29 protein-coding genes and 1 other RNA gene are annotated in these 24,301 nt (G+C 59.3%); 20 read left to right on the top strand and 10 right to left on the bottom strand.

Going from position 1 to position 24,301, the window contains the following annotated elements; genetic code table 11:
• The first annotated feature begins 104 nt into the window (after positions 1-104).
• The gene (locus ACR0LZ_RS17235; protein ID WP_480751112.1) at positions 105-314 is read left to right on the top strand and encodes a DUF1127 domain-containing protein; all 210 of its coding nucleotides are present in this window, start codon (positions 105-107) and stop codon (positions 312-314) included.
• 160 nt (positions 315-474) lie between these two features.
• Complete coding sequence (locus ACR0LZ_RS17240; protein WP_480751114.1) at positions 475-1,251, top strand: Bax inhibitor-1/YccA family protein; 777 nt, start codon at positions 475-477, stop codon at positions 1,249-1,251.
• Positions 1,252-1,385: 134 nt separating this feature from the next.
• Here ACR0LZ_RS17240 and ACR0LZ_RS17245 read toward each other — a convergent pair whose 3' ends face one another.
• Both ACR0LZ_RS17245 and rpmG read right to left on the bottom strand, forming a co-directional pair.
• Entirely contained in the window at positions 1,386-1,898 is a 513-nt protein-coding gene (locus tag ACR0LZ_RS17245; RefSeq protein ID WP_480751116.1) for a hypothetical protein, read from the bottom strand.
• A 205-nt stretch (positions 1,899-2,103) separates the two neighbouring features.
• Complete coding sequence (gene rpmG / locus ACR0LZ_RS17250; protein ID WP_005630270.1) at positions 2,104-2,271, bottom strand: 50S ribosomal protein L33; 168 nt, start codon at positions 2,269-2,271, stop codon at positions 2,104-2,106.
• A gap of 314 nt (positions 2,272-2,585) precedes the next feature.
• Between rpmG and ACR0LZ_RS17255 the strand changes: the two genes are divergently transcribed.
• The 3 genes from ACR0LZ_RS17255 to ACR0LZ_RS17265 all read left to right on the top strand — a co-directional run bounded on the left by ACR0LZ_RS17255 (position 2,586) and on the right by ACR0LZ_RS17265 (position 4,479).
• Entirely contained in the window at positions 2,586-3,221 is a 636-nt protein-coding gene (locus ACR0LZ_RS17255) for a DUF1326 domain-containing protein (protein WP_480751118.1), read from the top strand.
• A gap of 14 nt (positions 3,222-3,235) precedes the next feature.
• Positions 3,236-4,078, top strand: a complete 843-nt coding sequence (locus ACR0LZ_RS17260) for a DUF2182 domain-containing protein (RefSeq protein ID WP_480751119.1) — start codon at positions 3,236-3,238, stop codon at positions 4,076-4,078.
• A gap of 68 nt (positions 4,079-4,146) precedes the next feature.
• Positions 4,147-4,479, top strand: coding sequence for a GYD domain-containing protein (locus ACR0LZ_RS17265; protein ID WP_480751120.1), 333 nt, complete (start codon positions 4,147-4,149; stop codon positions 4,477-4,479).
• Positions 4,480-4,485: 6 nt separating this feature from the next.
• Here the strand turns inward: ACR0LZ_RS17265 and rnpB are convergent.
• The 6 genes from rnpB to ACR0LZ_RS17295 form a co-directional block, all read right to left on the bottom strand.
• Positions 4,486-4,877, bottom strand: an RNA gene (rnpB, locus tag ACR0LZ_RS17270) — RNase P RNA component class A.
• Between the two features lie 29 nt (positions 4,878-4,906).
• The gene (locus tag ACR0LZ_RS17275; protein ID WP_480751177.1) at positions 4,907-5,581 is read right to left on the bottom strand and encodes an N-acetylmuramoyl-L-alanine amidase; all 675 of its coding nucleotides are present in this window, start codon (positions 5,579-5,581) and stop codon (positions 4,907-4,909) included.
• A complete protein-coding gene (locus tag ACR0LZ_RS17280) occupies positions 5,578-6,381 on the bottom strand; it encodes a hypothetical protein (RefSeq protein ID WP_480751122.1) in 804 nt (267 codons plus the stop codon). The genes ACR0LZ_RS17275 and ACR0LZ_RS17280 overlap by 4 nt, the downstream gene beginning before the upstream one ends.
• Positions 6,382-6,423: 42 nt before the next feature.
• The gene (gatA, locus tag ACR0LZ_RS17285) at positions 6,424-7,911 is read right to left on the bottom strand and encodes an Asp-tRNA(Asn)/Glu-tRNA(Gln) amidotransferase subunit GatA (protein WP_480751123.1); all 1,488 of its coding nucleotides are present in this window, start codon (positions 7,909-7,911) and stop codon (positions 6,424-6,426) included.
• A 3-nt stretch (positions 7,912-7,914) separates the two neighbouring features.
• Positions 7,915-8,202, bottom strand: coding sequence for an Asp-tRNA(Asn)/Glu-tRNA(Gln) amidotransferase subunit GatC (gene gatC, locus ACR0LZ_RS17290; protein WP_480751125.1), 288 nt, complete (start codon positions 8,200-8,202; stop codon positions 7,915-7,917).
• A gap of 154 nt (positions 8,203-8,356) precedes the next feature.
• A complete protein-coding gene (locus ACR0LZ_RS17295; RefSeq protein WP_480751127.1) occupies positions 8,357-9,160 on the bottom strand; it encodes a nickel-binding protein in 804 nt (267 codons plus the stop codon).
• A 389-nt stretch (positions 9,161-9,549) separates the two neighbouring features.
• On the opposite strand from ACR0LZ_RS17295, the gene ACR0LZ_RS17300 reads away from it, so the two are divergent.
• Together ACR0LZ_RS17300 and ACR0LZ_RS17305 are read left to right on the top strand one after the other, a co-directional pair.
• Entirely contained in the window at positions 9,550-10,242 is a 693-nt protein-coding gene (locus tag ACR0LZ_RS17300; RefSeq protein ID WP_480751128.1) for a metal-dependent hydrolase, read from the top strand.
• A 12-nt stretch (positions 10,243-10,254) separates the two neighbouring features.
• Entirely contained in the window at positions 10,255-11,226 is a 972-nt protein-coding gene (locus ACR0LZ_RS17305) for a nuclear transport factor 2 family protein (RefSeq protein ID WP_480751130.1), read from the top strand.
• Positions 11,227-11,267: 41 nt separating this feature from the next.
• On the opposite strand, the gene ACR0LZ_RS17310 is transcribed toward ACR0LZ_RS17305, so the two are convergent.
• Positions 11,268-11,723 carry a nucleoside deaminase gene (locus tag ACR0LZ_RS17310; RefSeq protein ID WP_480751131.1) on the bottom strand — a complete coding sequence of 152 codons (456 nt, stop codon included), beginning with the start codon at positions 11,721-11,723 and terminating at the stop codon, positions 11,268-11,270.
• 62 nt (positions 11,724-11,785) lie between these two features.
• Between ACR0LZ_RS17310 and ACR0LZ_RS17315 the strand changes: the two genes are divergently transcribed.
• From ACR0LZ_RS17315 to ACR0LZ_RS17345, 7 genes are all read left to right on the top strand, one after another.
• Complete coding sequence (locus ACR0LZ_RS17315) at positions 11,786-12,601, top strand: pseudouridine synthase (protein ID WP_480751133.1); 816 nt, start codon at positions 11,786-11,788, stop codon at positions 12,599-12,601.
• Between the two features lie 177 nt (positions 12,602-12,778).
• On the top strand, positions 12,779-13,690 hold the full coding sequence (locus ACR0LZ_RS17320; RefSeq protein WP_480751135.1) for a 5-bromo-4-chloroindolyl phosphate hydrolysis family protein: 912 nt from the start codon (positions 12,779-12,781) through the stop codon (positions 13,688-13,690).
• Between the two features lie 28 nt (positions 13,691-13,718).
• Entirely contained in the window at positions 13,719-14,909 is a 1,191-nt protein-coding gene (locus ACR0LZ_RS17325) for a toxic anion resistance protein (RefSeq protein ID WP_480751136.1), read from the top strand.
• A 5-nt stretch (positions 14,910-14,914) separates the two neighbouring features.
• A complete protein-coding gene (locus tag ACR0LZ_RS17330; RefSeq protein ID WP_480751137.1) occupies positions 14,915-15,877 on the top strand; it encodes a DUF2927 domain-containing protein in 963 nt (320 codons plus the stop codon).
• Between the two features lie 22 nt (positions 15,878-15,899).
• Positions 15,900-17,024, top strand: coding sequence for an SPFH domain-containing protein (locus ACR0LZ_RS17335; RefSeq protein WP_480751139.1), 1,125 nt, complete (start codon positions 15,900-15,902; stop codon positions 17,022-17,024).
• A gap of 65 nt (positions 17,025-17,089) precedes the next feature.
• Positions 17,090-17,254 carry a hypothetical protein gene (locus tag ACR0LZ_RS17340; RefSeq protein ID WP_480751141.1) on the top strand — a complete coding sequence of 55 codons (165 nt, stop codon included), beginning with the start codon at positions 17,090-17,092 and terminating at the stop codon, positions 17,252-17,254.
• A 3-nt stretch (positions 17,255-17,257) separates the two neighbouring features.
• Positions 17,258-18,391 carry a TFIIB-type zinc ribbon-containing protein gene (locus tag ACR0LZ_RS17345; protein WP_480751142.1) on the top strand — a complete coding sequence of 378 codons (1,134 nt, stop codon included), beginning with the start codon at positions 17,258-17,260 and terminating at the stop codon, positions 18,389-18,391.
• 81 nt (positions 18,392-18,472) lie between these two features.
• On the opposite strand, the gene ACR0LZ_RS17350 is transcribed toward ACR0LZ_RS17345, so the two are convergent.
• The gene (locus ACR0LZ_RS17350; protein WP_480751144.1) at positions 18,473-18,892 is read right to left on the bottom strand and encodes an Hsp20/alpha crystallin family protein; all 420 of its coding nucleotides are present in this window, start codon (positions 18,890-18,892) and stop codon (positions 18,473-18,475) included.
• Positions 18,893-19,039: 147 nt separating this feature from the next.
• Between ACR0LZ_RS17350 and ACR0LZ_RS17355 the strand changes: the two genes are divergently transcribed.
• The 6 genes from ACR0LZ_RS17355 to ACR0LZ_RS17380 all read left to right on the top strand — a co-directional run bounded on the left by ACR0LZ_RS17355 (position 19,040) and on the right by ACR0LZ_RS17380 (position 24,293).
• Positions 19,040-19,708, top strand: a complete 669-nt coding sequence (locus tag ACR0LZ_RS17355; protein ID WP_480751178.1) for a nitroreductase — start codon at positions 19,040-19,042, stop codon at positions 19,706-19,708.
• Complete coding sequence (locus ACR0LZ_RS17360; RefSeq protein ID WP_480751145.1) at positions 19,705-20,607, top strand: carbohydrate kinase family protein; 903 nt, start codon at positions 19,705-19,707, stop codon at positions 20,605-20,607. The genes ACR0LZ_RS17355 and ACR0LZ_RS17360 overlap by 4 nt, the downstream gene beginning before the upstream one ends.
• Positions 20,595-21,032 carry a D-aminoacyl-tRNA deacylase gene (gene dtd, locus ACR0LZ_RS17365; RefSeq protein ID WP_480751146.1) on the top strand — a complete coding sequence of 146 codons (438 nt, stop codon included), beginning with the start codon at positions 20,595-20,597 and terminating at the stop codon, positions 21,030-21,032. The genes ACR0LZ_RS17360 and dtd overlap by 13 nt, the downstream gene beginning before the upstream one ends.
• Entirely contained in the window at positions 21,029-22,135 is a 1,107-nt protein-coding gene (locus tag ACR0LZ_RS17370) for a glycerate kinase type-2 family protein (protein WP_480751148.1), read from the top strand. Before dtd ends, ACR0LZ_RS17370 begins: the two co-directional genes overlap by 4 nt.
• A 51-nt stretch (positions 22,136-22,186) precedes the next feature.
• Positions 22,187-22,525: a hypothetical protein gene (locus tag ACR0LZ_RS17375; RefSeq protein WP_480751150.1), complete on the top strand. Its 339-nt coding sequence runs from the start codon at positions 22,187-22,189 to the stop codon at positions 22,523-22,525.
• Between the two features lie 184 nt (positions 22,526-22,709).
• Positions 22,710-24,293 carry an ABC transporter substrate-binding protein gene (locus ACR0LZ_RS17380; protein WP_480751152.1) on the top strand — a complete coding sequence of 528 codons (1,584 nt, stop codon included), beginning with the start codon at positions 22,710-22,712 and terminating at the stop codon, positions 24,291-24,293.
• The last annotated feature ends 8 nt before the right edge of the window (positions 24,294-24,301 follow it).

Raw genomic sequence — 24,301 nt, forward strand, 5'->3', positions numbered from 1 at the left:
AAGATCAAAAACATTCGTTTTCAAAATCAATCATACTGCACCATATAATTCAAGAAAATTGATGAAAGAAAGAAAACACATCAGCAATCAAGAAAGGTTCCGATATGACACTCACCTCTGCATCCACTACTTGCCGCACCGCCCGCACATCGCGCACATACCGCATCCGGACCTTGCTTTCTGTCTGGCGTCAACGTCACGCTCTGGAACGTCTGGACAGTCGTGCCCTTGAAGATGTCGGGTTGACCAAAACTGAAGCCCGCGAGGAGGCCTCCAAACCGATCTGGGACGCTCCGGACAACTGGCGCTGCTGATCGCGGCGCCAAACGCAGTTAACTCCGGATGACTACCATCTGCGCAAACTCAAGAATTTGTCATGAAAAGGCTTGAATTGCGAGGCTTCCTTTCCGATATTTGCTCCGAGTACCGCAGGTTTGCACCTGCACACAAACGGACAACTTTAGGGAGACCTCAATGGCTGAATTCGACACAATCCGGACGGCGGCTGGCGCGCGCGTTGCCCAGATTGACGAGGGCCTGCGCGCCCATATGAACAAGGTCTACGGCACGATGTCCGTAGGCATGCTGATCACATTCCTGGCTGCATGGGCGATTTCCGGGCTGGCGGTGACCACCGATCCGTCGGCCGCCGCCGCACAACTAAGCGCAGACAAGTACCTGACCCAATTCGGCTATTCGATCTATGCATCGCCTCTGAAGTGGGTGGTCATGTTCGCGCCTCTGGCCTTTGTCTTTGGCTTTGGCGCAGCCATTAACAGATTGAGCGCGGCTGGTGCACAGCTTGTGTTCTATGCCTTTGCCGCCGTGATGGGTCTTTCCATCAGCTCGATCTTTCTGGTCTTCACCGGCCAGTCCATCATTCAGGTGTTTCTGATCACCGCGATCGCCTTTGCCGGCCTGTCGCTCTATGGTTACGCCACCAAGAAAGACCTGTCGGGGATGGGAACGTTCCTGATCATGGGCCTGATTGGCCTGATCGTGGCTTCTATCGTCAACATCTTTATTGCCTCTTCGGCGATGGCGTTCGCAATTTCGGTGATCGGCGTGCTGATTTTCGCAGGCCTCACCGCTTATGACACACAGAAGATCAAGACCACGTATATTCAGATGGCCCACTCCGGCGATCAGGAATGGCTGGGCAAAGCAGCGATTATGGGCGCTCTGAGCCTGTATCTGGACTTCATCAATATGTTCATGTTCCTGCTGCAGTTGTTTGGAAGCCGCGAATAAACCGAGGGCAAACCAAATCAAACAAGATGGGGCGGGTTCTTTGGAACCCGCCCTTTTTTTCTGAACGGCTTCTCATAGACAAAAAAACGGCCACCGTACGGCGGCCATTTCCTAAAAAGAAGATCGACGTCAGATCAGCTGCAATCCAGCGGCACGGCGAAACCAGTGGTCCGCTTGCCAGCTGAACCTTTCTGATAGGCACTTCCGCTTGCAAGGCACCCGGTCAGGCGGGGTATGGCGCTGGAGAACGCGCTCCCGGCTGAGGCATCCATCTTCGCTGTTGTTCCTTCCTGCGTACGCAGAACGGCAAACAGGATACCGTTAACTTCGACATTGCTCAGCATCAGCGTTTTGTCCTGCCCGCCGACTTCGACTGCATTCGCGGGGGTTCGTCCACCGTGGTCAATAGCGACACCGGCAATTTTGTTCATATCAGTCTCATCCGTCGTCACCTTGACCGGTGCCAGACGCGCCAGTTCCGCCGGAACACTTTCACGGCGCGTGATATAGTCCACAACCCCTTTTTCTTCCGAAAAGGTTTTTGGTTCACCATCAAGGCCGGTAAATCCAACCCCTTCACGGTTCCAGAAATCGTCGCAAGCTGCAAGCGAGAGACAGGCGAATGCGGGAAACAAGATTTTTTTCATGGCTGCTCAGAGATTTGTGACGGGTTGCTGAAACCGTAAAGGCAGTAAGGGCTTCATATCAAGCAGGGTGACTTTCGATTGTCTGTAAGCCTGATGCTCGTCTGCAACGGCCCACGCATCGCACCCAGTGTGTCGAACGCCACAAAATCAAAAAAAGAGCCGCATACTGATGCGGCCCTTCCTCGAACATCCTGTATCAGAAGGCTTACTTGATCTTGCCTTCTTTGTACTCGACATGTTTGCGAGCGACCGGATCGTATTTACGAACGGTCATTTTCTCGGTCATGGTGCGAGCGTTTTTCTTGGTCACATAGAAGTGGCCCGTGCCCGCGGTCGAGTTCAGACGGATCTTGATGGTCGTCGGCTTCGCCATGGTTATCTCCTGCGTCCGAAAAGGCAGGAGCCTTTCGGTTGAATTCCTATGAGCGTGCGCTTTTACCCTGCTTTACGGCCAAGTCAACCGGATTCGATGCAGAACGGCAGGTTTTTCAAACGCTCTCTCAAGTTGCAGACACGGGAAAGATTCATCCGTTTGGCAAATTTTTGAATACATCACGGTTCCGTGATAATGTCGTCGGATAATGTAAGTCCGGGGAACAATAACCGGAAATCGCATTACGAGGCCTTCCACGGCAAGACCCACGTTCGAGCATGCTGGTTCAAACAAGTCTACCGAGGGGGTAAACCATGACAGAGTGGCACATTGATGCGGAAGAGCTTGCCAATTGCAATTGCAACTTCGGCTGTCCCTGCCAATTTAGCGTTCTGCCGACACATGGGAACTGCGAGGCTATCGTCGTTTATGACATCAAGTCTGGGCACTACGGCGACACCAAGCTGGGTGGCCTTAGGGCAGCAGGCGTCTACTACTGGCCTGGTCCAATTCACGAAGGCAATGGCCAGATGCAATTGATCGTGGATGAGCGCGCGGACGCCGATCAGCGCAAGGCGTTGGAGTCGATCATGTTGGGCGAAGATACCGATGAAATGGCTACGATGTGGTACGTTTATGCAGCAATGAGTCCAACGAAACACGAAACGCTTTATCTTCCTGTCGAACTTGACTGGAGCCGCGAGGAACGCACCGGCAAGGCCGAGGTCAAGGGGATTTTCAACGTCGAGGTAGGGCCGATTCCCCATATCGTATCCGGCCTCCCGCACCGCGCCGGAATCAATTTACCTAACGGATTTGAATATCGCCATGCCGAAGCTGCCTCTGGCTCCGCAACGACAACCGGCGGCGCCATCAGCCTGACATTTGATGCCACGCATGCTCATCTGGCTCATCTGAACATTTCCGGACACGGCGTCGTCGGGACCTGAACAGGGTATGCCTCATGAGCGGCAAAACTGATCTAAACGCGTATGGGCCGGCGGAAAAGCTGGCCCGTCACGACACTCGGATCGTCCTGGCCAGCGTGTCATTGGTTGTGATGGGCGCGGTCTGGTATACGATTGCCGGTGTTGGCATGAACATGTCGGCCTTGGAGATGACTCGAATGGCCCGCCCTATCGGGGAACCCATGATGATGGGCATGGCCGTTCAATGGACGTTGCAATACGCCGTTCTGATCTTTCTGATGTGGTGGATCATGATGATCGCCATGATGACACCCAGCGCAGCTCCCATGCTCTTGCTATATACCGCCCTAAAAAGACATGGGGCCGACAAAGCCTCAGTAACCCTCCTCGGCACCCTGTTTCTGGCAGGCTATCTGATTGCTTGGGCGGGGTTCAGCCTTTTGGCCACAGTGCTGCAATATGCTCTGGAAGTCTGGGGGCTTTCAGACGGTCCCATGATGACCATCCGCTCCAAGACCTTTGCCGGTTTTGTGATGATCGCAGCAGGCCTTTATCAGTTCTCCCCACTGAAATCGGCCTGCCTGCGTCACTGCAGATCGCCTGCCCATTTCCTGGCCGCGCACAATCGACCTGGCCGGGTGGGGGCACTTCTGACTGGTATGGATCACGGACTCTATTGCCTGGGATGCTGCTGGGTTCTGATGGCGCTTTTGTTCGTGGGTGGCATCATGAACCTGTATTGGATTGCAGGTATCGCCCTGTATGTGGCGGCAGAAAAACTGCTGCCTCACTCCAGATGGCTAGTCGCTGTGACAGGCGCCGCACTGTGCCTTTTCGGCATTTATCTGGTCTATCCGGCGTTCTCCGCGTTGGTCTGACTTTGGAGTACCAGGCCTGGGGACTGGCCAATTTGTTCGTCCCGCACACCTCAATCATGGAGGGCAACATGCCCCTATTCATTACCTACGCATCTTATTCACAATCCGGGATTCAGGGACTGATGAAAAAACCGGAGGACAGGACCGCTGCCATTCAGGCGCTTTTGGACAAGGTCGGCGGCAAGGTCGTCGCACTATACATGACCACCGGAACCAACGACATCGTGCTTGTCAGCGAAGCACCGGATGGCGCGGATGCCGTCTCGGTCGGAATGGCGGTGGGCGCTTCCGGTGTTACGTCCAGCATTGAAACCGTCAGGGCATGGACCGGTGCCGAATTTGCGGCGATTGCCGAAAAAGCGGCCGGGTTGACCGGCGCATACAAAGCGCCGGGCTCGTAAAGAAAAACGCGCGGGGGGCCTGTAAGCCGGATCCTGTTCCGGGGTTGCCCCCTTCGATGACCATTCCTCTAGGCCGCGCATTGCTGCGCGGCTCAAGCTGCCAACCCGGTCCCTCTCGGCCAAGGCGAGCCTAGCGGCGGTATCGGCTGACGCCGACCGGCCCGCGCGGGGACCCTATTCGGCATTGCTCCCGGTGGGGCTTGCCGTGCCGCCCCTGTTGCCAGCGGCGCGGTGGGCTCTTACCCCACCGTTTCACCCTTACCGCGCATGCGCGGCGGTCTGTTTTCTGTGGCGCTTTCCGTCGGGTTTCCCCGCCCGGGCGTTACCCGGCACCGTTGCCTTGTGGAGTCCGGACTTTCCTCTCGGGCGTCTGCCCCAGCGGCCATCCGGCCCTCCGCGCAGTTGGGGACATAGGAGTTTTGTTCCCTCAGGTCCAGAGCGCAGTATGGCCAAGCGGTGTGAAATCCGCAGGCTCCAACGCGCCGCAGGCCCGCGGGCGATAACGCAGACGAACTGCGGCAAGCAGCGTCTCGTCATCCACATCGGCCGTATAGCCCTTGTCCCGCGCTAACGCCCGGAACAATGTCGCCGGAGCGTCTTTTGGACCTTCGCAGAATCCGCGTTTTCCCGCTAATCCCTGATGCTCAAGCCGCGGCCAGTCAAAGCGGGATCCGGGATCGAACTTTCGACCCGGAGCCATATCTGAATGACCGATGACGCCTTTGGGAGGAATGCTCCAGCGCGCCATGATCCTCGTCAGCAGTCGCTCCAATGCCGCCATCTGCGGCTCCGAATAAGGATGATCCCCGCCGTTATCCAACTCGATCCCGATAGACCGCGAGTTGATATCGGTGTGCCCGCACCAACTTCCGGCGCCGGCATGCCAGGCCCGGTCCTCTTCGTTTACCATCTGCCAAAGCATGCCATCACGTCCGATCAGGTAATGCGCTGATACTTCGGCATCAGAATCACATAACCGTTCAAGCGCCGCCCCGGCGCCCTCCATCGCGGTGTAGTGAAGAACGATCAGCGACGGCGTCAGCCCATCGCGGCGCGGGTCGAAATTCGGTGATGGTTGCCAGATCGGCTCCACAGGTGTCAGTTATTGATCGCCCGTCGGAACGGGCTCGGGTCCCAGCCACAGGCATAGCCATCACCATCGGGGTCCAGACCCTTGCGATCCCTTTGCGGTCCGCCACTGGCCAGAAACTCGATCTGGGCCTGATCTGGCGAGGGGAATTTGGCGCAGTTTCGCTGAGCCTTGGCCTGCAAGTTGAACCCCGCCCGGCTGTAGACTTGTGCCCCAACCGGGTTCGAAGAGGAAAGCGCGTACTGCACGATATTGGGCTGACCATCGCTGCTGCGTTGCGGCAGCGTAGTTGGCGTGACCACTTCGTAAGTCGCCTTGTTCTTTTCGATCCGCGCCGCGTCACTTTCAATCGAGCGTCGGTTGGACACCGCGTCAAAATTCTGCTCGTCGGAGATGCTGACGTTATTGGCGACCACCGGCGCAGTAGCGCTCAATGGAGCTGTAGCTGTCAATGGAGCTGCGACCGCCGCAACCGGTACATCGGGCTGGGCAGTGGCAGACGGTGACGTACCCGCCAGTGCCGCCGCGGTCTGATTGGCGATATCTTCGGCCGAATCCCCGCCTGTTTGCACAGCTGTCAACGGATCGCCTTGGGCCACCAGTGCAGACGCCTCGACAGATGATGGCGACAGCGCCTCAGACGAGATAACCGAAGGCGGGATCAAAGGGTCCCCGTTTACGGTTTGCCCGCTCAGAACCGCCTCGCGTTGCGCCTGATACGAAGGTGTGTTGAATTCGGTTCCAGGAACCGTGCTGGTGGTGTCACATGCGGCCAAAAGGCCGATCGCCGGGATCAGAAGAACTGCACGCATTTCAAGCTGCCTTTTGTTGCTCTTTCCTGCTCTACTTTAGAGTTACCACCATTTGCCCGGTTTGGCCACAAAACCGGCCGCATTTTCGAGCGCATAGGCAGTATTGAGCAGATCGCCCTCTTCCCACGGGCGTCCGATCAGCTGCAGACCCAGCGGCAAACCCTGCTTGTCCAGTCCCGCTGGGACAGAAATACCAGGAAGCCCCGCGAGGTTCACGGTCACGGTGAACACATCGTTGAGGTACATCTGCACCGGATCGGTCTCGGTCATCTCGCCCAGCCCGAAGGCGGCAGATGGGGTGGCTGGGGTCAGAATCGCGTCCACGCCTGCGGCGAACACATCTTCGAAATCCTTCTTGATCAGAGTACGGACACGGCGCGCACGATTGTAGTAAGCGTCATAGAAGCCCGCTGACAAAACATATGTTCCGACCATCACGCGGCGCTGAACCTCATGGCCAAAGCCTTCGGCGCGGGTTTTTTCGTACATCTCGGTGATGCCATCGCCCTGCGCCAACCGGGCGCGGCGGCCATAGCGAACACCGTCATAGCGGGCGAGGTTCGAGGATGCCTCGGCCGGAGCAATCACATAATAGGCGGGCAGTGCGTATTTGGTGTGCGGCAGCGAGATATCGACAATCTCAGCGCCTGCATCTTTCAACATAGCGGCGCCATCGGCCCAGAGTTTTTCGATTTCGGCCGGCATTCCGTCCATGCGGTATTCTTTCGGAATACCGATCTTTTTGCCCTTGATGTCGCCGGTCAACATGGCCTCGAAATTCGGGACGGCCAGTTCGGCGCTGGTGGAATCCTTGGGGTCGTGGCCGCACATTGTTTCCAGCATGATCGCTGCGTCACGCACATTCTTGGTCATCGGACCGGCCTGATCCAGCGAAGAGGCAAACGCGACGATACCCCAGCGCGAGCAACGGCCATAGGTGGGTTTGATACCGGTGATCCCGGTGAATGCCGCAGGCTGTCGGATCGAACCGCCGGTATCGGTGCCGGTTGCAGCCAAACACAGGTCAGCTGACACGGCAGCAGCCGAGCCGCCAGACGACCCACCGGGGGTCAGCTGTGCATCATCATTCCCGCGTCTCCACGGGCTGACGGCATTGCCATAGACCGAAGTTTCGTTCGACGATCCCATCGCGAACTCGTCCATGTTCAGCTTGCCCAGCATCACCGCGCCCGCATCGGCAAGTTGCTGCGACACAGTCGATTCGTACTCGGGCTTGAACCCTTCGAGAATGCGGCTGGCCGCCTGCGACGGCACGCCCTTGGTGCAGAACAAGTCCTTGATGCCAATGGGAAGGCCGCACATCGACGGCGCGTTACCAGCTTTGATCCGTGCGTCCGCAGCCTTTGCACGGTCCATGGCGATTTCAGGCGTCTTGTGGACAAATGCGTTCAGCGCGTCCGCCGCGTCAATGGCGGCCAGACAGGCCTGGGTCAGCTCGACGGAAGTGGTTTCGCCCTTGCGAAGCGCGTCGCGGGCCTCTGCCAAGCCCAGTTTGTTGAGATCGCTCATGTCTTACTCCACCACCTTCGGGACCGCAAAAAAGCCCTCGCGCGCATCGGGGGCGTTGGACAGAACCCTGTCCTGCTGGTTGCCATCGGTGACCACATCCTGGCGACGCTTCAGGCGCATTGGCTCGACCGAGACCATCGGCTCGACACCCTCGACATCCACCTCGTTCAGTTGCTCGATGAACCCAAGGATCGTATTGAACTCCGAGGCCAGCGCCGGCAGCGCGTCATCCTCGACCTTGATCCGGGCCAGTTTGGCCACCTTGGCGGCGGTGCTTTGGTCAATCGACATGGCTAACCCTCATATGCGTCAGGGGGCATTTACCCCTCAGACGGGCGGGTCGCAAGTGCGCAAGAGTCTTGTTGGCTGCAAGCCGCAACCCCGAGAAAGCCGTTTTCCGACGATGCGCGCGCTCAACTGGCGCCATTTCCTCAAAACGATCATTTCAGACAGGCGCAAAAAGCGAGACCGGCGCGGAAATACCCTTCAACTGTTTTGCGCCCACTGGCTGGAATTCCAGACCTGCATCCACGCATGCGTTTTTTGCTTGTAACGAAACAAGGGGCTGGCTCGCCTGAGCTACCTGACAAATTCGCGCCGCCATCTGCACGGCTGAACCGAATAAGTCGTTGCTGTCCTCCACGGGCTCACCGGCATGGACACCAATCCGAACCTGAATTGGTATCTCGTTCTTTTTGTTGTAGGAAGTGAACTCCCTATGAATGGACAAGGCGCAGTTCACGGAATTCGGAACATCATGGAACGATGCCATGATTCCGTCGCCAAGGTGTTTGATCTCTCGCCCTTCATAGCGCTCCAGAGACCGGCGGATGATCGCGTCATGAGCCCGCAACAATTCCACAGCCATGTCGTCACCGAGCTTGTCGGTCATTTCAGTGGAACCAATCATGTCGGTGAACATGATCGCGCGAAACGCCGAGTCATCAATGGCCTTCGTCTGCGCGGTAGGCGGATCCTGAATGCGGCCCAGAAACGCTTCAAAGGCAGACAGGTCGACCTCGATCATTTCATTGGCAACGTGCCCGTGTGCCTCGGCGTGCACCCGGTCGGCGGTTGCCTTGTCCGGCGCATCCACCAGGCAGAATGTCGTGCGCCGTTCGGCATCGAACCAATAGGTGAGAAACTTGACACCGAATTGGTCCTGTATCTCCAAATCCCGAAGGTGGTGCATCGCCACCCCCTCCTCTGTTTCTTCGACCATGTCGTGACGATCCAAGAAGATTGGCATGTGCTTCCCCTCCTCCTTTTCGTCCGAAGTATAACACGGGTTGCCCGCACACTTTGCGTTTCATGTACGGTGCGGTATCCCGTGCCGGGTGTTATCGGCGAGAAGCGCCTCGAATCGAAACCAGAATCCTCTGCCCCTCGTCCCGATTGATCTGGTAACCACGTTCTTCCAGCCTACCACTTTCGCATTCACGACAGTCGACAGACGTGGGTAGCCAAGGATCGACTTTTACAGACGGCACGCCTAGCCTCGCAATATGATTGATGCAATCGGAAGGCTCGAAGCGATCACAAACCCTTTTATAAATGGCTCCAAATTCGCGCATCCAGTCCATGGATTTTTGCATTTCCGATGCTAGGCTTGAGCCAAGTTCAACGAGGGAGGATTTCATGAACATCATTTGGCTGGGCCACGGCAGTTTCCGCATCGAAACGGGAGAGCAGGTTCTTCTGATCGATCCGTGGCTGACCGGAAACCCCTCGCTCCCCGAAGAACATCACGAAGCAGCCGTCGCCGGGGCCACGCATATCCTGCTGACTCATGCGCATTTCGATCACGTCGTGGATGTCCTGCCTCTGGCAAGGAAGCTGGGCATACCTGTTGTCGGGCAATACGATCTGATGGGATTCTGGGGCGAGACCGAAGGCATCGATACCATCGGTTTCAACAAGGGAGGGACCGTGCAGCTTGGCTCGGTCAAAGTGGCGATGGTGCCCGCCTCTCATTCATCGACATTTTCTACTCCCGAGGGCCTGCGCACCGGCGGCAGCGAGGTGGGTTTCATGATCATGGCCGAAGGTCAGACGCTGTATCATTCAGGCGATACGGCGCTCATGGCGGACATGGAATGGATGGGCGACTACTACAAACCCGATATCGGCATCTTGTCCGCTGGCGGGCATTTCACCATGGACATGAAACAGGCCGCCTATGCGGCCAAACGGTATTTCAGCTTCAAGACCGTGATTCCGTGCCACTACAAAACATTCCCGATCCTTGAGCAATCCGCGCAGGATTTGGTTGACGGATTGCCTAGCGTGACCGTGATCGAACCCGAGGTCATGCGAGCGATAGAAACCTGACACCGTCACGACATGTCTGGCTCGCTCTCCCCTTCTCCGGAACTGATGGCGGTAGTGCGCCGCTGGCACCAGGCCGTTCAGAACCGTGACGGCGCCACGCTGGCGAACATGCTGTCTGCTTCCGAGCATTTGAGGTACCAGGGAACGGCAGACGACGAAGCCTGGTCGGGGCAACTATTCCGCAAAGGATTCGCCGAACATGTCGACGAGATTCCGCGCTATGACTGGGAGGAACACAGCCTTGAAGCCTTCGAGTGCGGGAATATCGGCTGGGCCCATTGCCATGCCACGTTGACATTCGCCAGTAACGGCAATTCATCTCTGCACCGTTTTACTTTCGTGCTGCACCTCGAGAATGGCGTTTGGAAGATGATCCAGCTTCATGTGTCGAACTCGAAATCCAATCTGGAAAAGATCGGCATCGAACATGAGGCGCTCAACGCACTCGTTGCGGCGGCGAGGAAAGGCTTCACGCTGGATCAAAGCGAAGGCGCGGCGTCGGTGATGTTTACCGACATTGCCGACTCGTCCCGGATCGCGCAGCAGATAGGAGATGACAACTGGGCAGACATGATCCATCGCCATTTGCAGTTGGCCCGGGACGTGATCGATAAGCACGACGGGCGGCTGGTGAAATCCCTGGGCGACGGAACGATGTCGATCTTTCGATCCGTTCACGATGCTGCGCGGGCGGCGGTGGCCTTGCAAAGGCAAAACACGGCTTTTCCGTCAGACACAGCGCTTGGCCTGCGGGTCGGCATCCATTCAGGAGACGTCATACAAAGAGACGAGGATTTTTTCGGGACGGTTGTGAACAAGGCCGCACGCGTGACCGACTTGAGCGGCCCGAATGAAATTTATGTCTCAGATGTGACGCGCCTGCTGGCGGGGACTGACGCGGAATTGCAATTTGGTGTTCCAAAATCGGTGCATCTCAAAGGGTTCGGAGGACAGCAGACGGTTTATCGCCTGAATTGGAGATGAAAAAACGAATGCACGGCTCAAATGGCGCGAAGAAGCGCGCGTCAATCCACCCTTCGCTGCTCGAAAAATGATTTCAGCAAAGCTTCGCATTCTGCCGCGGATATTCCGTCATAAACTTGAGGCTTATGATGCGCCTGCGGATGAGAGAACACCCTTGCGCCGTGTGCCACGCCTCCCGATTTGGGATCGGCAGCGCCATAGTAGACGCGCCTGATCCGCGTTGCCGACAATGCCGCCGCGCACATTGCACAGGGTTCCAGTGTCACATACAGATCGTGACCGGGCAGCCGTTCAGAGCCCGCGTCTACACAGGCCGCCCGCAAGGCAAGAATCTCCGCATGTGCCGTTGGATCGCTCAACTCCCGCGTCCGGTTACCGGACTTGGCGACAACCCGGCCTTCAGGCGATACGATCACTGCGCCCACAGGCACTTCGCCGCGCTCGGCAGCGGCGCGCGCTTCCGAAAGTGCCTGACTCATATACGATCTGAATTCCATGCCTCTGACTGCCTCACAAACCCGGCTTTCGCAAGTCGTCGGGATGCGCTATGGCCGGTGGCATGAGCAAAACCCCTCCTCCCGGCGACCGGATCGCCAAAGTCCTTGCCCGCGCCGGTGTTGCCTCGCGCCGCGAGGCCGAACGCATGATCGAAGCGGGCCGCGTGACGGTCAATGGCAAGACCATCAACAGTCCAGCACTGAACGTGTCCGGCAAGGACAGGATCACGGTTGACGGTAATCCTGTCGCCGAGGCTGAACCGGCGCGTCTGTGGCTATATCACAAGCCCACCGGACTTGTGACCACGACCCGCGACGAAAAGGGGCGTGCGACTATTTTCGACAAACTGCCCGAAAACATGCCACGTGTCATGAGCGTAGGGCGGCTCGACCTGAACTCTGAAGGGTTGTTACTGTTGACCAACGATGGCGGCATCAAGCGCAAGCTGGAATTGCCCTCCACCGGCTGGTTGCGCAAGTACCGGGTGCGGATCAACGGACGCCCGAAGGATGAAGATTTCGCACCGCTGCGCCAAGGGCTTGTGATCGAAGGCGAAAGATTCCAACCCATGACGGTCACACTGGATCGCCAGCAGGGCGCAAATGCCTGGCTGACGGTTGGTTTGCGCGAAGGCAAGAACCGCGAAATCCGCCGCGCAATGGAGGATATCGGGCTTTCCGTGAACCGGCTGATCCGCGTGTCCTACGGGCCATTTCAACTCGGAAGCCTCAAGCCCGGCGAGGTGGAGGAAATTCGACGCAGGGTCATGCGCGATCAGTTGGGGCTAGATCAAACCGACAAGACCGCCGACCCGGTGCAACGGCCCGCTCGCCCTCAAAGAAATCGGTCTGCCCCCGGCGGCAAACCCCGCCGGTGAGTTGACTGACGCAACCTTCCCCCTAGCGTCCCGGCTGAGCATCCACTAGATTCCCATTTGTCGGCGGTAATTTGGGGAACGCCATGTCTCAGACCGGATTGCAGAAAATAGCCTATGCAGCGCTGATTGTGCTGTTGTTTGGCGTGTGCACCGGCTGGCTTGGAGGGCTATAAGGCGATGGCCCAGCGCTTTGGCGGAAAATACAGCCCGGATGCATCTGGCAGCGACGATCCCCCGCAACGCGGACAGTTCGACGGCGCGCGTGTGGATCCTGCCGGGGCGCGGGCCAATGTGATGTTCGTTCCGGCTATCCCGCTGGTTTTTCTGTCGCTGAACGACGGGGCAATCGGGCTGACCATGGGTCTAATTGCGGCTGGAATTCTGACGGCTGCCGCGTACCTTTTGCGCGAAGGGTTGCGGGCCGAAGCCGCGTATCACGACCGCCGTGCAGCCCGCCGCCCGGCCATTCCACGAAAAATATTTGCCAGTGTTCTGACCGGGCTTGGCGTGGGTCTCGCCGCTTTTCGCAACGATTATCTTGATGTCGGTACTGCCTCTCAAATCAGCGTGCTGGCCCCGTTGCTCTACGGGCTTGTCGGAACAGTGCTTCATTCTGTGTCCTTCGGCGTCGATCCCTTGACGGACAAGGGCATGGAGGGCGTCGATACCTTTCAACAGGACCGGGTTGCGCGAGTTGTTGGCGATGCGGAAAAACTGCTGCAGGATATGTCCGACGCCATCAAACGCGCAGGCGACCGAAAGATCGAAGCGCGTGTCGAACGTTTTCAGGACACCGCTCGAGAATTGTTCCGGACGGTCGAGGATGACCCCCGCGACCTCACGGGCGCACGCAAGTACCTGACTGTCTATTTGCGCGGCGCGCGCGATGCGACCGCCAAGTTTGCTGATGTCTACGCGAGAACACGGGACGCCAGCGCCCTGGCCGATTTTGCGGCGTTGCTGGACGATCTGGAACAGAATTTTGCCGCGCGCACCCGCAAGATGCTGCTGGATGACCACAGCGATTTGACAGTCGAAATTGAAGTTCTGCGCGACCGTTTGAAGCGCGAAGGTGTCCGGCCGGAGTGACCGGTTTGATTGATTGAGGAGGCGATTCATGTCCGATGCCACAAGAAACAAAGCTGTAGAAGCCGAAGCACTGGTGCAGGAAGTCACGGCTGTCGCCCTACCTGAACCCCAGACCGAAGCCGTTTCACTGGAAACTGCCGACGCGCCGGTTGGTGCCGAGATTCGCAAGCGGATGGGCGAAATCGACATGGCTGATACCAATTCGATCGTCTCGTTCGGATCGCGCGCCCAGGCAGAGTTGCAGGAAATCAGCCAATCGATGCTGGCAGATGTCCGCAACAAGGACGTAGGTCCGGCAGGCGACAGCCTGCGTGATATCGTGACCACAATTCGCGGCTTTTCGGTTAGCGAACTGGACGTGCGTCGCGAACGGTCATGGTGGGAAAAGCTTTTGGGCCGCGCCGCGCCTCTCGCCAAGTTCACCGCCCGGTACGAAGAGGTCCAGAGCCAGATCGACCGAATAACCGACGATCTTCTTGGACACGAACATACATTGCTCAAGGACATTAAATCGTTGGACCTGCTCTATGAAAAGACGCTTGGGTTCTATGACGAGTTGGCGCTCTATATTGCAGCAGGAGAAGAAAAGCTGACCGAACTTGACAGCCAAGACATTCCCGCAACTGCAGCCGGGGTCGAGACTGCAGGCGAAAGTGAACAGGTGATGAAGGCGCAGGAATTGCGCGACCTGCGAGCCGCACGTGACGATCTTGAACGCCGTGTGCACGACCTCAAGCTGACGCGGCAGGTGACGATGCAGTCGCTTCCCTCGATCAGGCTGGTCCAGGAAAACGACAAGTCGCTGGTGACCAAGATCAACTCGACGCTGGTCAACACTGTCCCGCTTTGGGAAACGCAACTGGCGCAAGCCGTCACCATACAGCGAAGCGCCGAGGCGGCGGCGGCAGTGAGCGAGGCCAATGATCTGACCAACGAACTTTTGACTGCCAACGCCGCCAACCTGCGCGAAAGCAACAAGATGATCCGGCAGGAAATGGAACGCGGTGTTTTTGATATCGAGGCAGTCAAACAGGCCAACGCCGATCTGGTCGGCACGATTCAGGAAAGCCTGCAGATTGCCGATGAAGGCAAGGCAAAGCGCGCCGCAGCCGAGGAAGAACTGAAAAAGATGGAGGCGGAGTTGCGAGATACACTGGCCGCCGCCAAGGCCCGGCAGGACGGCATGGGTGACGCCGCCGGAACCGCAGTTCCGGGCTGAACCACTTGATTGCGCAAAGGCTCAGATTTGGCAATTCGAGCGCAGCAATCTGCGCCCTGTTGGCATTGGTTGGCTGCGATGTCGATGGGCCGCCTTTACCAGTACCGCAGGAACGCCCGGCGACGTCGGCCCCTCCTGCCAACGCCTATGTCCCACCCTCGGCACAAAGCCAGGACCTGGCCCGGTACTATGAAAAGGTGCAAGGCGATCTGCTGACGCGGGGGTTGCTGCGCACGGATGGCGGCGGCCCGGATACGCCTTATGATGCGCAAGATCTTGTCCGGAATTTCGAAACCATTGCGTTCTACAGCGAGTATTCCGGTCAGAGCGTCTCGAGCACTCCTCGCCGCACCAGCGGGCGTCTCAGCCGATGGGTCGATTCGGTCCGGATCAGTGTCGACTATGGCCCAAGCGTTCCGCCCGAGCGCAGACAGAAGGACAGTGCGCGGGTGAAATCCTATGCTGCGCGGCTTTCACGCGTCACGGGTCATCCGATCTCCACCACTGACCAGAACTCCAATTTCCATGTCTTCATCGCAGGTGACGATGACACGGCCTATGTTCAAGACCGGCTGCGGCAACTGATCCCGAATATTGGACAGGCTCAGCTTGATTTGTTCAACGATCTGCCCCGCGCGTTCTATTGCTTTGTCTTCGCGTCCGCCGGCGGCGGGTCAAGCCACACTTACACGCGTGCTGTCGCTTTGATACGGGCGGAGCATCCCGACCTCGTGCGGCTCAGTTGTATTCACGAAGAGATTGCGCAGGGCCTCGGACTGCCCAATGACAGCCCTGCCGCGCGGCCCTCAATTTTCAATGATGATGACGAGTTCGCCCTGCTGACCAGTCACGACGAAAAGTTACTGATGATGCTTTACGATCCTCGGCTGAAGCCGGGCATGACCGCCGCTGAGGCACGCCCAGTGACCGAGGATATTGCAAGAGAATTGATGGGGCAGCCGCTCTGACAGCTTTGACAGGAGAAAACCCATGGGAATTTTCGATTTTCTGACCGGTGAGTTCATCGATGTCATTCATTGGGTGGACGACACTCGCGACACAATGGTCTGGCGGTTCGAGCGTGAGGGGCATGAGATCAAGTACGGTGCCAAGTTGACCGTGCGCGAGGGGCAATCGGCGGTGTTTGTACATGAAGGGCAACTGGCGGATGTGTTCACGCCCGGCCTGTACATGTTGGAAACCAACAACATGCCGATCCTGACCACCTTGCAGCACTGGGATCACGGCTTCAAAAGCCCTTTCAAATCCGAGATCTATTTCGTCAACACGACGCGTTTCAATGATCTGAAATGGGGCACCAAGAACCCGATCATGCTGCGTGATCCGGAGTTTGGTCCCACCCGCATTCGCGCCTTTGGCACCTATACAATTCGGGTCAAGGACCCGGCGCGGTTCCTGGTGGAAATTGTCGGTACCGATGGCGAATTCACCATGGACGAGATCAGTTTTCAGATCCGCAACATCATCGTTCAGGAGTTTTCCCGAGTGATCGCAAGCTCGGGCATTCCGGTTCTGGACATGGCGGCCAACACCGCCGATCTGGGCAAACTGATCGCTGCCGAAGTGTCGCCGGTTCTGGATGCCTATGGCCTGGAAATGCCTGAATTCTATATCGAAAACATCTCGCTGCCACCTGCTGTCGAGGCCGCTTTGGACAAGCGCACGTCGATGGGGCTGGCGGGTGATCTGGGCAAGTTCACCCAGTATTCGGCAGCCGAAGCGATGACCGCAGCGGCCAGCAATCCCGGTCAGGGCGGCGGCATGGGCGCCGGTCTTGGCATGGGAATGGGTATGGCGATGGCGCAGCAGATGGCGACCAGCCAGCCGCGCGGCCCATGGGGAGCGCCTGCGGCAGCTGCGCAAGCGGCTCCGCCGCCGCCACCTCCAGTCGAACATGTCTGGCATGTCGCGGTGAATGGAGAAACCTCGGGGCCGTTCTCGAAGGCCAGGCTGGGACGGATGGCGGCGGGCGGAGAGATCACGCGCGACACTTATGTCTGGACTGCAGGTCAGGACGGCTGGAAACGGGCGGAAGATGTGCAGGAACTGGCGCAGCTTTTCACCGTCCTGCCGCCCCCGCCGCCGGGTGCGTGACGGAAGCAACATCCAGATGTGTAGCTGCGAAGTGTTCATTTTGTACTGATTCTAAGGGGGTAGTTGTGCGAATTGTACAACGCATATCGGGACCCTTGGCGGGCAGTTCGCTTGAGGTGGCCCGCATTTCCGTGATGCTGGTGGCGCTGCTTCACGCCGTCGTCGCCATCTGGCACCAGGCCGCCAGAAAGGATTGCACCATGACCCGGATGACAAAGGCAAAGGCCTGACCCATGACCGCTGCTCCACCGCCCCCGCCAACCGACACCTCTGGTCCTGCCGTGCAGGAGCATCGCTTTCCCTGCGCGCAATGCGGGGCGGATTATCGGTTCAATCCGAAACAAGGGGCGTTGGTGTGCGACCATTGCGGCCATTCCGAAGCCATCGGCGCCGGTCCCTGGGGCGGGGCCAGCTTGCGCGAACTGGATTTCGATGCGGCCCTGGCCGAACGCCTGCCCGATGCAGAGATGGAAGAAACGCGGGTGCTGGCCTGTCCCAACTGTGCCGCCCAGGTCGAGTTCGATCCGGATACCCACGCCGCCGAATGCCCGTTCTGCGCGACGCCGGTCGTGACGGGAACCGGTATTCACCGGCATATCAAGCCGCGCGGCGTGCTGCCGTTTGCGTTGGATGAGCGCACGGCGCACAAGGCCATGTCGGATTGGCTGGGCCGGTTGTGGTTCGCCCCCAGCGGCCTGAAGGAATACGCGCGAAAAGGCCGCCGGATGGAGGGGATATACGTTCCCTACTGGACGTTCGATGCCGACACGAAATCGGCTTATCGGGGTGAACGCGGAGACGTCTATTACGAAACCCGTACCGTCATGAGGGATGGAAAGCGGGTGCAGCAGCAGGTTCAGAAAGTACGCTGGTCATCCAGATCCGGGCGCGTTGCGCGGTTCTTTGACGACGTGCTGGTGCTGGCGTCCACATCCCTGCCCAAAAGCTATACCGACGCGCTGCAGCCGTGGGACCTGCCTGCGCTGGAACCCTATCAGCCCGAATACCTGGCCGGTTATCGGGCCGAAGCCTATACCGTCGGGCTGGCCGACGGGTACGCCGAGGCGCGGGCCCATATGGCGCGCGTGATCGAACGCGACGTCAGATTCGACATAGGCGGCGACCGACAGCGGATCCACGGCATCGAAACCGATGTGCGCGACGTCACCTTCAAACATATTCTGCTGCCGGTGTGGATGGCGGCCTATAAATATCGCGGCCAGACCTATCGCTTTGTCATCAACGGCAGAACAGGGCAGGTTCAGGGAGAACGCCCCTGGTCGGCGATCAAGATCACCATCGCGGTTCTTCTGGGCCTGCTTGTCGCCGCCGGGATCGGCTATCTGACGGCAACCGGCCAACAGTGAAACGGCGTGTTCCCATGTAAAGGGCATTGGCAGGGAATACCGCCAATGCCCGGGTTTCACCTTTGGCCTTGCCGCCAGCCGTCAGTTGCGCGAAATCTCGATCTTTTTCGCCGTTTCGGCTTTTTCGGCTGGCTTTTTCGGCACTGTCACATGCAGCACGCCGTCTCTCATCCTAGCGCTTGCCTTGGCGGCGTCGGCGTCATCAGGCAGCCGGAAGGACCGGCGGAAAGCGCCGTATTGACGTTCCGAGAAGTACCAGGTGTCACCCTTTTTCTCCTCGTGGGTTTTTTTCTCGCCCCGGACGGTGACGACGCCTTCTTCGACGGTCAGTTCGATATCCTCGTCCGACACGCCCGGAAGCTCCATCGATATGTCATAGGCATTGTCGTTGCCCGATGCCTCGGTCGCCGGGCTGAGCCAGTCGGCCAGTTTTGCACCGAAGTGCCGGAACGGGTCATAAAGCGAGGGCCAGAGGCCCGCGTGATCGGATTTTTCAACCATGTTCAGTCCTCCATTTTGCGTTTATCGGATTATCGCACAAAGCGCCGGGTTGCGCCTTGATGCGCCTCAAGATCCGGCAGGACTGTCCGCTTGCGCCGAAGCGAATCTGCGGCCATTCTGCGCCGCGACATGAAGGGGGTGCGGCGCATGACATTGGCGGTTCTGGATGAGTTGTTGGCCCAGCGGCATTCCTGCCGCGCCTTTCGCCCGGACCCGGTGCCGCGAACGGATATCGAGCAGATACTGAACAGCGCGCGCAAGGTTCCCAGCTGGTGCAATGCACAGCCCTGGCAGGTCATCATAACCTCGGGCGACGAGACCGAAGCCTTTCGCACCGCCCTGCAGCAGGAAGCACAAACCGCGCCCGTCACCCCCGACCTGCCGTTTCCCAGTTCTTATTCCGGTGTCTATCTGGACCGTCGCCGCGCCTGCGGCTGGGCGTTGTATGAAGCGGTCGGGGTGGAAAAGGGAGACCGCGCGGGATCAGCCCGGCAGATGATGGAGAATTTCGCCCTGTTCGGGGCGCCGCATTGTGCGATCGTGTCAAGCCCGGCGGAGCTTGGGGGCTATGGCGCGATGGATTGCGGCGGGTTCGTGACGGCCTTTGCCCTGGCCGCCCGGGCCCTGGGGGTTGCGACCATTCCGCAGGCGGCGGTCGCCTCGTACGGGCCGTTCCTGCACCGGTATTTCGGCATCGGCGACGACCGGCTGGTTCTGTGCGCGATTTCCTTTGGCTATCCGGACCCCGATCACCCCGCCAACGCGTTCAGAACGCCTCGTGCGGGGGTGGAGGACTTTGTCGATTGGCGCGGATGAGCGGCCCCTTGATCCTGTGCTGCGGCGAGGCGGTGCTGGACCTTGTTCCGGCGCGGCTTGAAGGCGGGGACGACGGGTTTCGCCCGGTTCCCGGCGGGGCGGCGGTCAATACGGCGGTGGCACTGGCGCGACTTGGGGTTTCATCCGGGTTTTTCGGAGCACTTTCGACCGACCCGATGGGCGAGCGGCTTGGGGCGCATCTGCGGCGCGAGGGGGTCGATGCAGGGTTTGCGGTCAGGCTTGATGCGCCATCCACCGTTGCCTTGGCGCACCCTTTGCCGGATGGAACGCGGTTCGATCTGTTCGATGACGGCAGCGCCGGGCGCGGGCTGAGGCAGGTGCCCGATCTGCCCGATGATGTCGGGGCCATGGTCTTTGGGGGCGTGAGCCTGATCCACGCGCCGTCTGCCGAGGTTTTCGCCGGGCTGGCGCAGATGGCCCGGGGGCCGCTGATCTGGCTGGACCTGAACATCCGGCCCGGCCTTGTGACCGACGACAAGGCCTATCGCGCGCGGTTGGCGCGGCTGATCGGGGCCGCGCATGTGGTCAAGGTGTCGGACGAGGATCTGGACTGGCTCGGCCCCCTGCCCCCGCTGCGCGCGGATCAACTGATGATACGGACCCATGGCGCGCGGGGGGCGACCGTGCGGCTGGGTCCGCACGAGCTCAGCGAGGCCGCGCCCGAGGTCAAGGTGAGCGACACGGTGGGTGCCGGCGACATATTCACGGCGGGGTTTCTGGCGTATGTGTACCGGCGGCGGCAATTGCGCACGCCGCTCGGTCTGAGCGGTGACGCGTTGCGCGGGGCGCTGCGCGCCGGTATCCGGGCCGCCAGCCTGAGCGTCGCGCATCCGGGCGCGGAAGCACCCGAATTGGAGGAGATGGAATGCGTGCTTTGATCCAACGTGTGACGCGGGCGGCGGTGTCGGTCGATGGCGCGGTGATCGGCAAGACCGGACCGGGCCTGATGATACTGGTTTGCGCCATGCAGGGCGACGGCGAGGCGCAGGCGGATCAGCTGGCCGCGAAGATTTCCAAGCTGCGCGTATTCAAGGACGAGGCGGGCAAGATGAACCGCTCGGTTCTGGATATCGGCGGCTCGGCCCTTGTGGTCAGCCAGTTCACGCTGGCGGCCGATACATCGCGCGGGAACCGGCCCGGATTCTCTGCGGCGGCCGCGCCCGACGAGGGAGAGCGGTTGTATGAGTATTTTGCCGCAAAAATCGCCTCGCACGGCGTTCCTGTCGAGACCGGGCAGTTTGGGGCGGATATGGCGGTGGAACTGGTCAATGACGGCCCGGTGACGATCTGGATGGACATATGAACAAGGCACGGGAAACGGCGCGATCGATCTGGCAGGCCGGTGTGGATGCGGTCGGAGGCTACAAGGCGACCGAAACCGCCCTTGCGGACATGGCACGGCCCGACCGGATTCTGGCGGTCGGCAAGGCGGCGGGCGCGATGGCGCGGGCCGCTTTGGACCGGTTCGGAGACCTGCCCTGTCTGGTCGTTACCAAGGATGGCCATGGCGACGGGTTGCCAAGGCATGTGCACCTGATCGAGGCCTCGCATCCGGTGCCCGATGTCCGCAGCCTGGCAGGTGGCCGGGCATTGCGCGAGGCGGCGGAGCAGATGGCGCCGACAGAGCGGCTGCTGCTGCTGGTCTCGGGCGGCGCCTCGTCCCTGGCCGAGGATCTGGTGCCCGGGAAGACGCTGGATGACCTCTCGGCATTGAACAGGCGTCTGCTGGCGACCGGGTTGGATATCGGGGCGATGAATGCCGAGCGCCGCACGATGTCCCGCGTCAAGGGCGGCGGGCTTTTGTCTGGGTTCAAGGGCGCGCGGGTCGACGTTCTGGCGATTTCGGATGTTCCGGGGGATGATCTGATGGTGATCGGTTCGGGCATCGGCGCCCTGCCCGAATCCTGCGGATACGAGGCCAGCACCCGCGTCATCGCATCGAACGCGCATGCGCGGCAGGCGGCTGCGGACGCCGCCGAACGGATGGGTCTTGCGGTGGCGGCGAATGAAGAGGCCCTGCATGATGAACTTGGGCGTCTGGCATCCGGCCTTGGTCCGCGCATCCGAGACATGGCCTGTGGCGTGATGGTTTTTGGCGGCGAACCGACAGTGATGCTGCCCGAGCAGCCGGGTCGTGGCGGGCGGAATCAGGCGCTGGCCCTGGCGCTGGCCCGCGAGATCGCGGGGTGTGACGGGATCACCGTGGTTGTTGGCGGCACGGACGGCACGGACGGCCCGACCGACGCCGCCGGAGCCATCGTCGACGGCAACATCTGGGGTGATGGCGCGGCAGAGGCATTGGAGCGGGCCGACAGCGGAACCTATCTGGAACAATGCGGGGCGCTGCTGAAGACCGGGCCGACCGGCACCAACGTCATGGACCTGCTGGTCGCAATCAAGGCATAGATTGGCGCGAATCCCCTTTCAGGCAGGCGACGAGCCTCTCAGAGTTCGGGGATGACCACCGGCAACGCGTTTCAGCGTGAAATCGAGAAAACTCCTGCATCGGGCATCGCGCGACCTGAGTGGCGACGGCTGTCTGCAAGACGATTCCGACAGGTGAATCATGGACACTCCGAACTGGCCGGGAACTGCATTCATGAATATAGTGGCTGCGTCAGCGGCATCACGAGGAACCTACGGGCAAATCATCCCTTCCCTGTTTCGCCTCACCGGAAATTGATGGCACATTTTCCGAAACGTGGGATTGCGCATTCACCCCTTCTATGCCGGACCAAGGAAAAAACGCTGGAATTCAGGCAGTTTTCATCTTGGCATCACGAAGAAAGCCTATGAAGCCGCACAGAGGTTCCATGAAAGAGGAAGACAACACGGAGATAACGCCACAATAAATGACATCTAACAGCAGGCAGGACGAAAGATTAGTGCTTGCCGGAGGATCGATATTCCGCCTACATTGACTCGTCCGTCAATAAAAAACGCCAGCGAATGGCACAGAATGCTCAATTGGGAGATACTTATGAACGAACAACTCACTCACATGACCGGTCAGGTGACCGCGGGCAAGCTGACCCGCCGCGAATTCATGGGGAAAGCGGCGGCGCTTGGCGTCTCGGCGGCCATGGCCAGCACAATGTTTGCGAATGCGGCCAAGGCAGCGGGACCGAACAAGGGCGGCGATCTGAAAATCGGCTCCATTGGTGGCGAATCGACGAACTCCCTCGACCCTGCATCCTATGCGAGCCAGGTGCCCGCTCTTAACGGCCGCCAGTTCGGCGACACCCTTGTGGTGGTTTCACCGGACGGTTCGATTGAATCGCGTCTGGCCGAAAGTGTTGAGGCCAGCGCAGATGCCAAGGTCTGGAATTTCAAGATCCGTCAGGGAGTCGAATTTCACAACGGCAAGACCCTGACCAGCGAAGACGTGCTGAAGACCATGCAGCGCCATTCGGACGAAAATTCGAAGTCGGGCGCCTTGGGCATCATGAAGGAAATCGAGTCGATGAAGGCCGATGGAGACACGTTCTCTGTCACCCTGAACAACCCGAACGCCGACTTGCCGTATCTCATGGCCGACTATCACCTGATCATTCAACCGGATGGCGGCATGGACAATCCGGGCGCAGGCATCGGAACCGGCCCGTACAAGCTTGAAGTAGACGAGCCGGGTGTGCGTCACGCCTTCACAAAGTTCGAGAACTACTGGGCTGATAACGGCCATTTTGACAGCGTCGAGATTATCGCCATCAATGACTCCACCGCACGCACGGCAGCGCTGCAATCCGGACAGGTCCACCTGATCAACCGGGTTGAACCCAAGGTTGCAGGACTTCTGAGCCGCGCACCGGGCCTGACGGTGCAACCTACGACAGGGCGCGGGCACTATGTCTTTATCATGCACGGTGACACGGCACCATTCGACAACAACGAACTTCGTTTGGCTCTGAAATACGCCATCAACCGCGAAGAGCTGGTCGAGAAGATCCTTCAGGGCTATGGCAGCGTCGGCAATGATATCCCGATCAACGCGGCTTATCCGCTATTTGACGATACGATCCCGCAGCGTGCGTTCGACCTCGACAAGGCAGCCGAACACTACAAGGCATCCGGCCATGATGGATCACCGATCATTCTGCGCACCTCCGAAGTCGCCTTCCCGGGCGCAGTGGATGCCGCAGCACTGTTCCAGCAATCCGCTGCGCAGGCCGGTATCCCACTGGAAATTAAGCGCGAACCGGGCGATGGCTACTGGTCCGAGGTCTGGAACGTGCAGCCCTTCTGCGCTTCTTACTGGACCGGGCGCCCGGTACAGGACCAGATGTATTCCACCGCGTACCTTTCGACAGCCGATTGGAACGACACGCGCTGGAAGCGGCCGGAATTCGACGACATGCTGAACCAGGCGAAGGGCGAGCTCGACACCGCCAAACGCAAGGAGCTCTATTCCCAAATGGGTCGTCTGTTGAACGAAGAGGGTGGCCTGATCTGTCCGATGTTCAACCAGTTCATTGACGGTGTCAGCGACAAGCTGGCCGGTTGGGAAGCTGACCCATATGATGAACTGATGGGCGGTCAGGCGACTCGCAAGATGTGGTTCGCCTGACTCGGGTT

The sequence above is a fragment of the Ruegeria sp. CI1 genome, assembly GCF_056536925.1.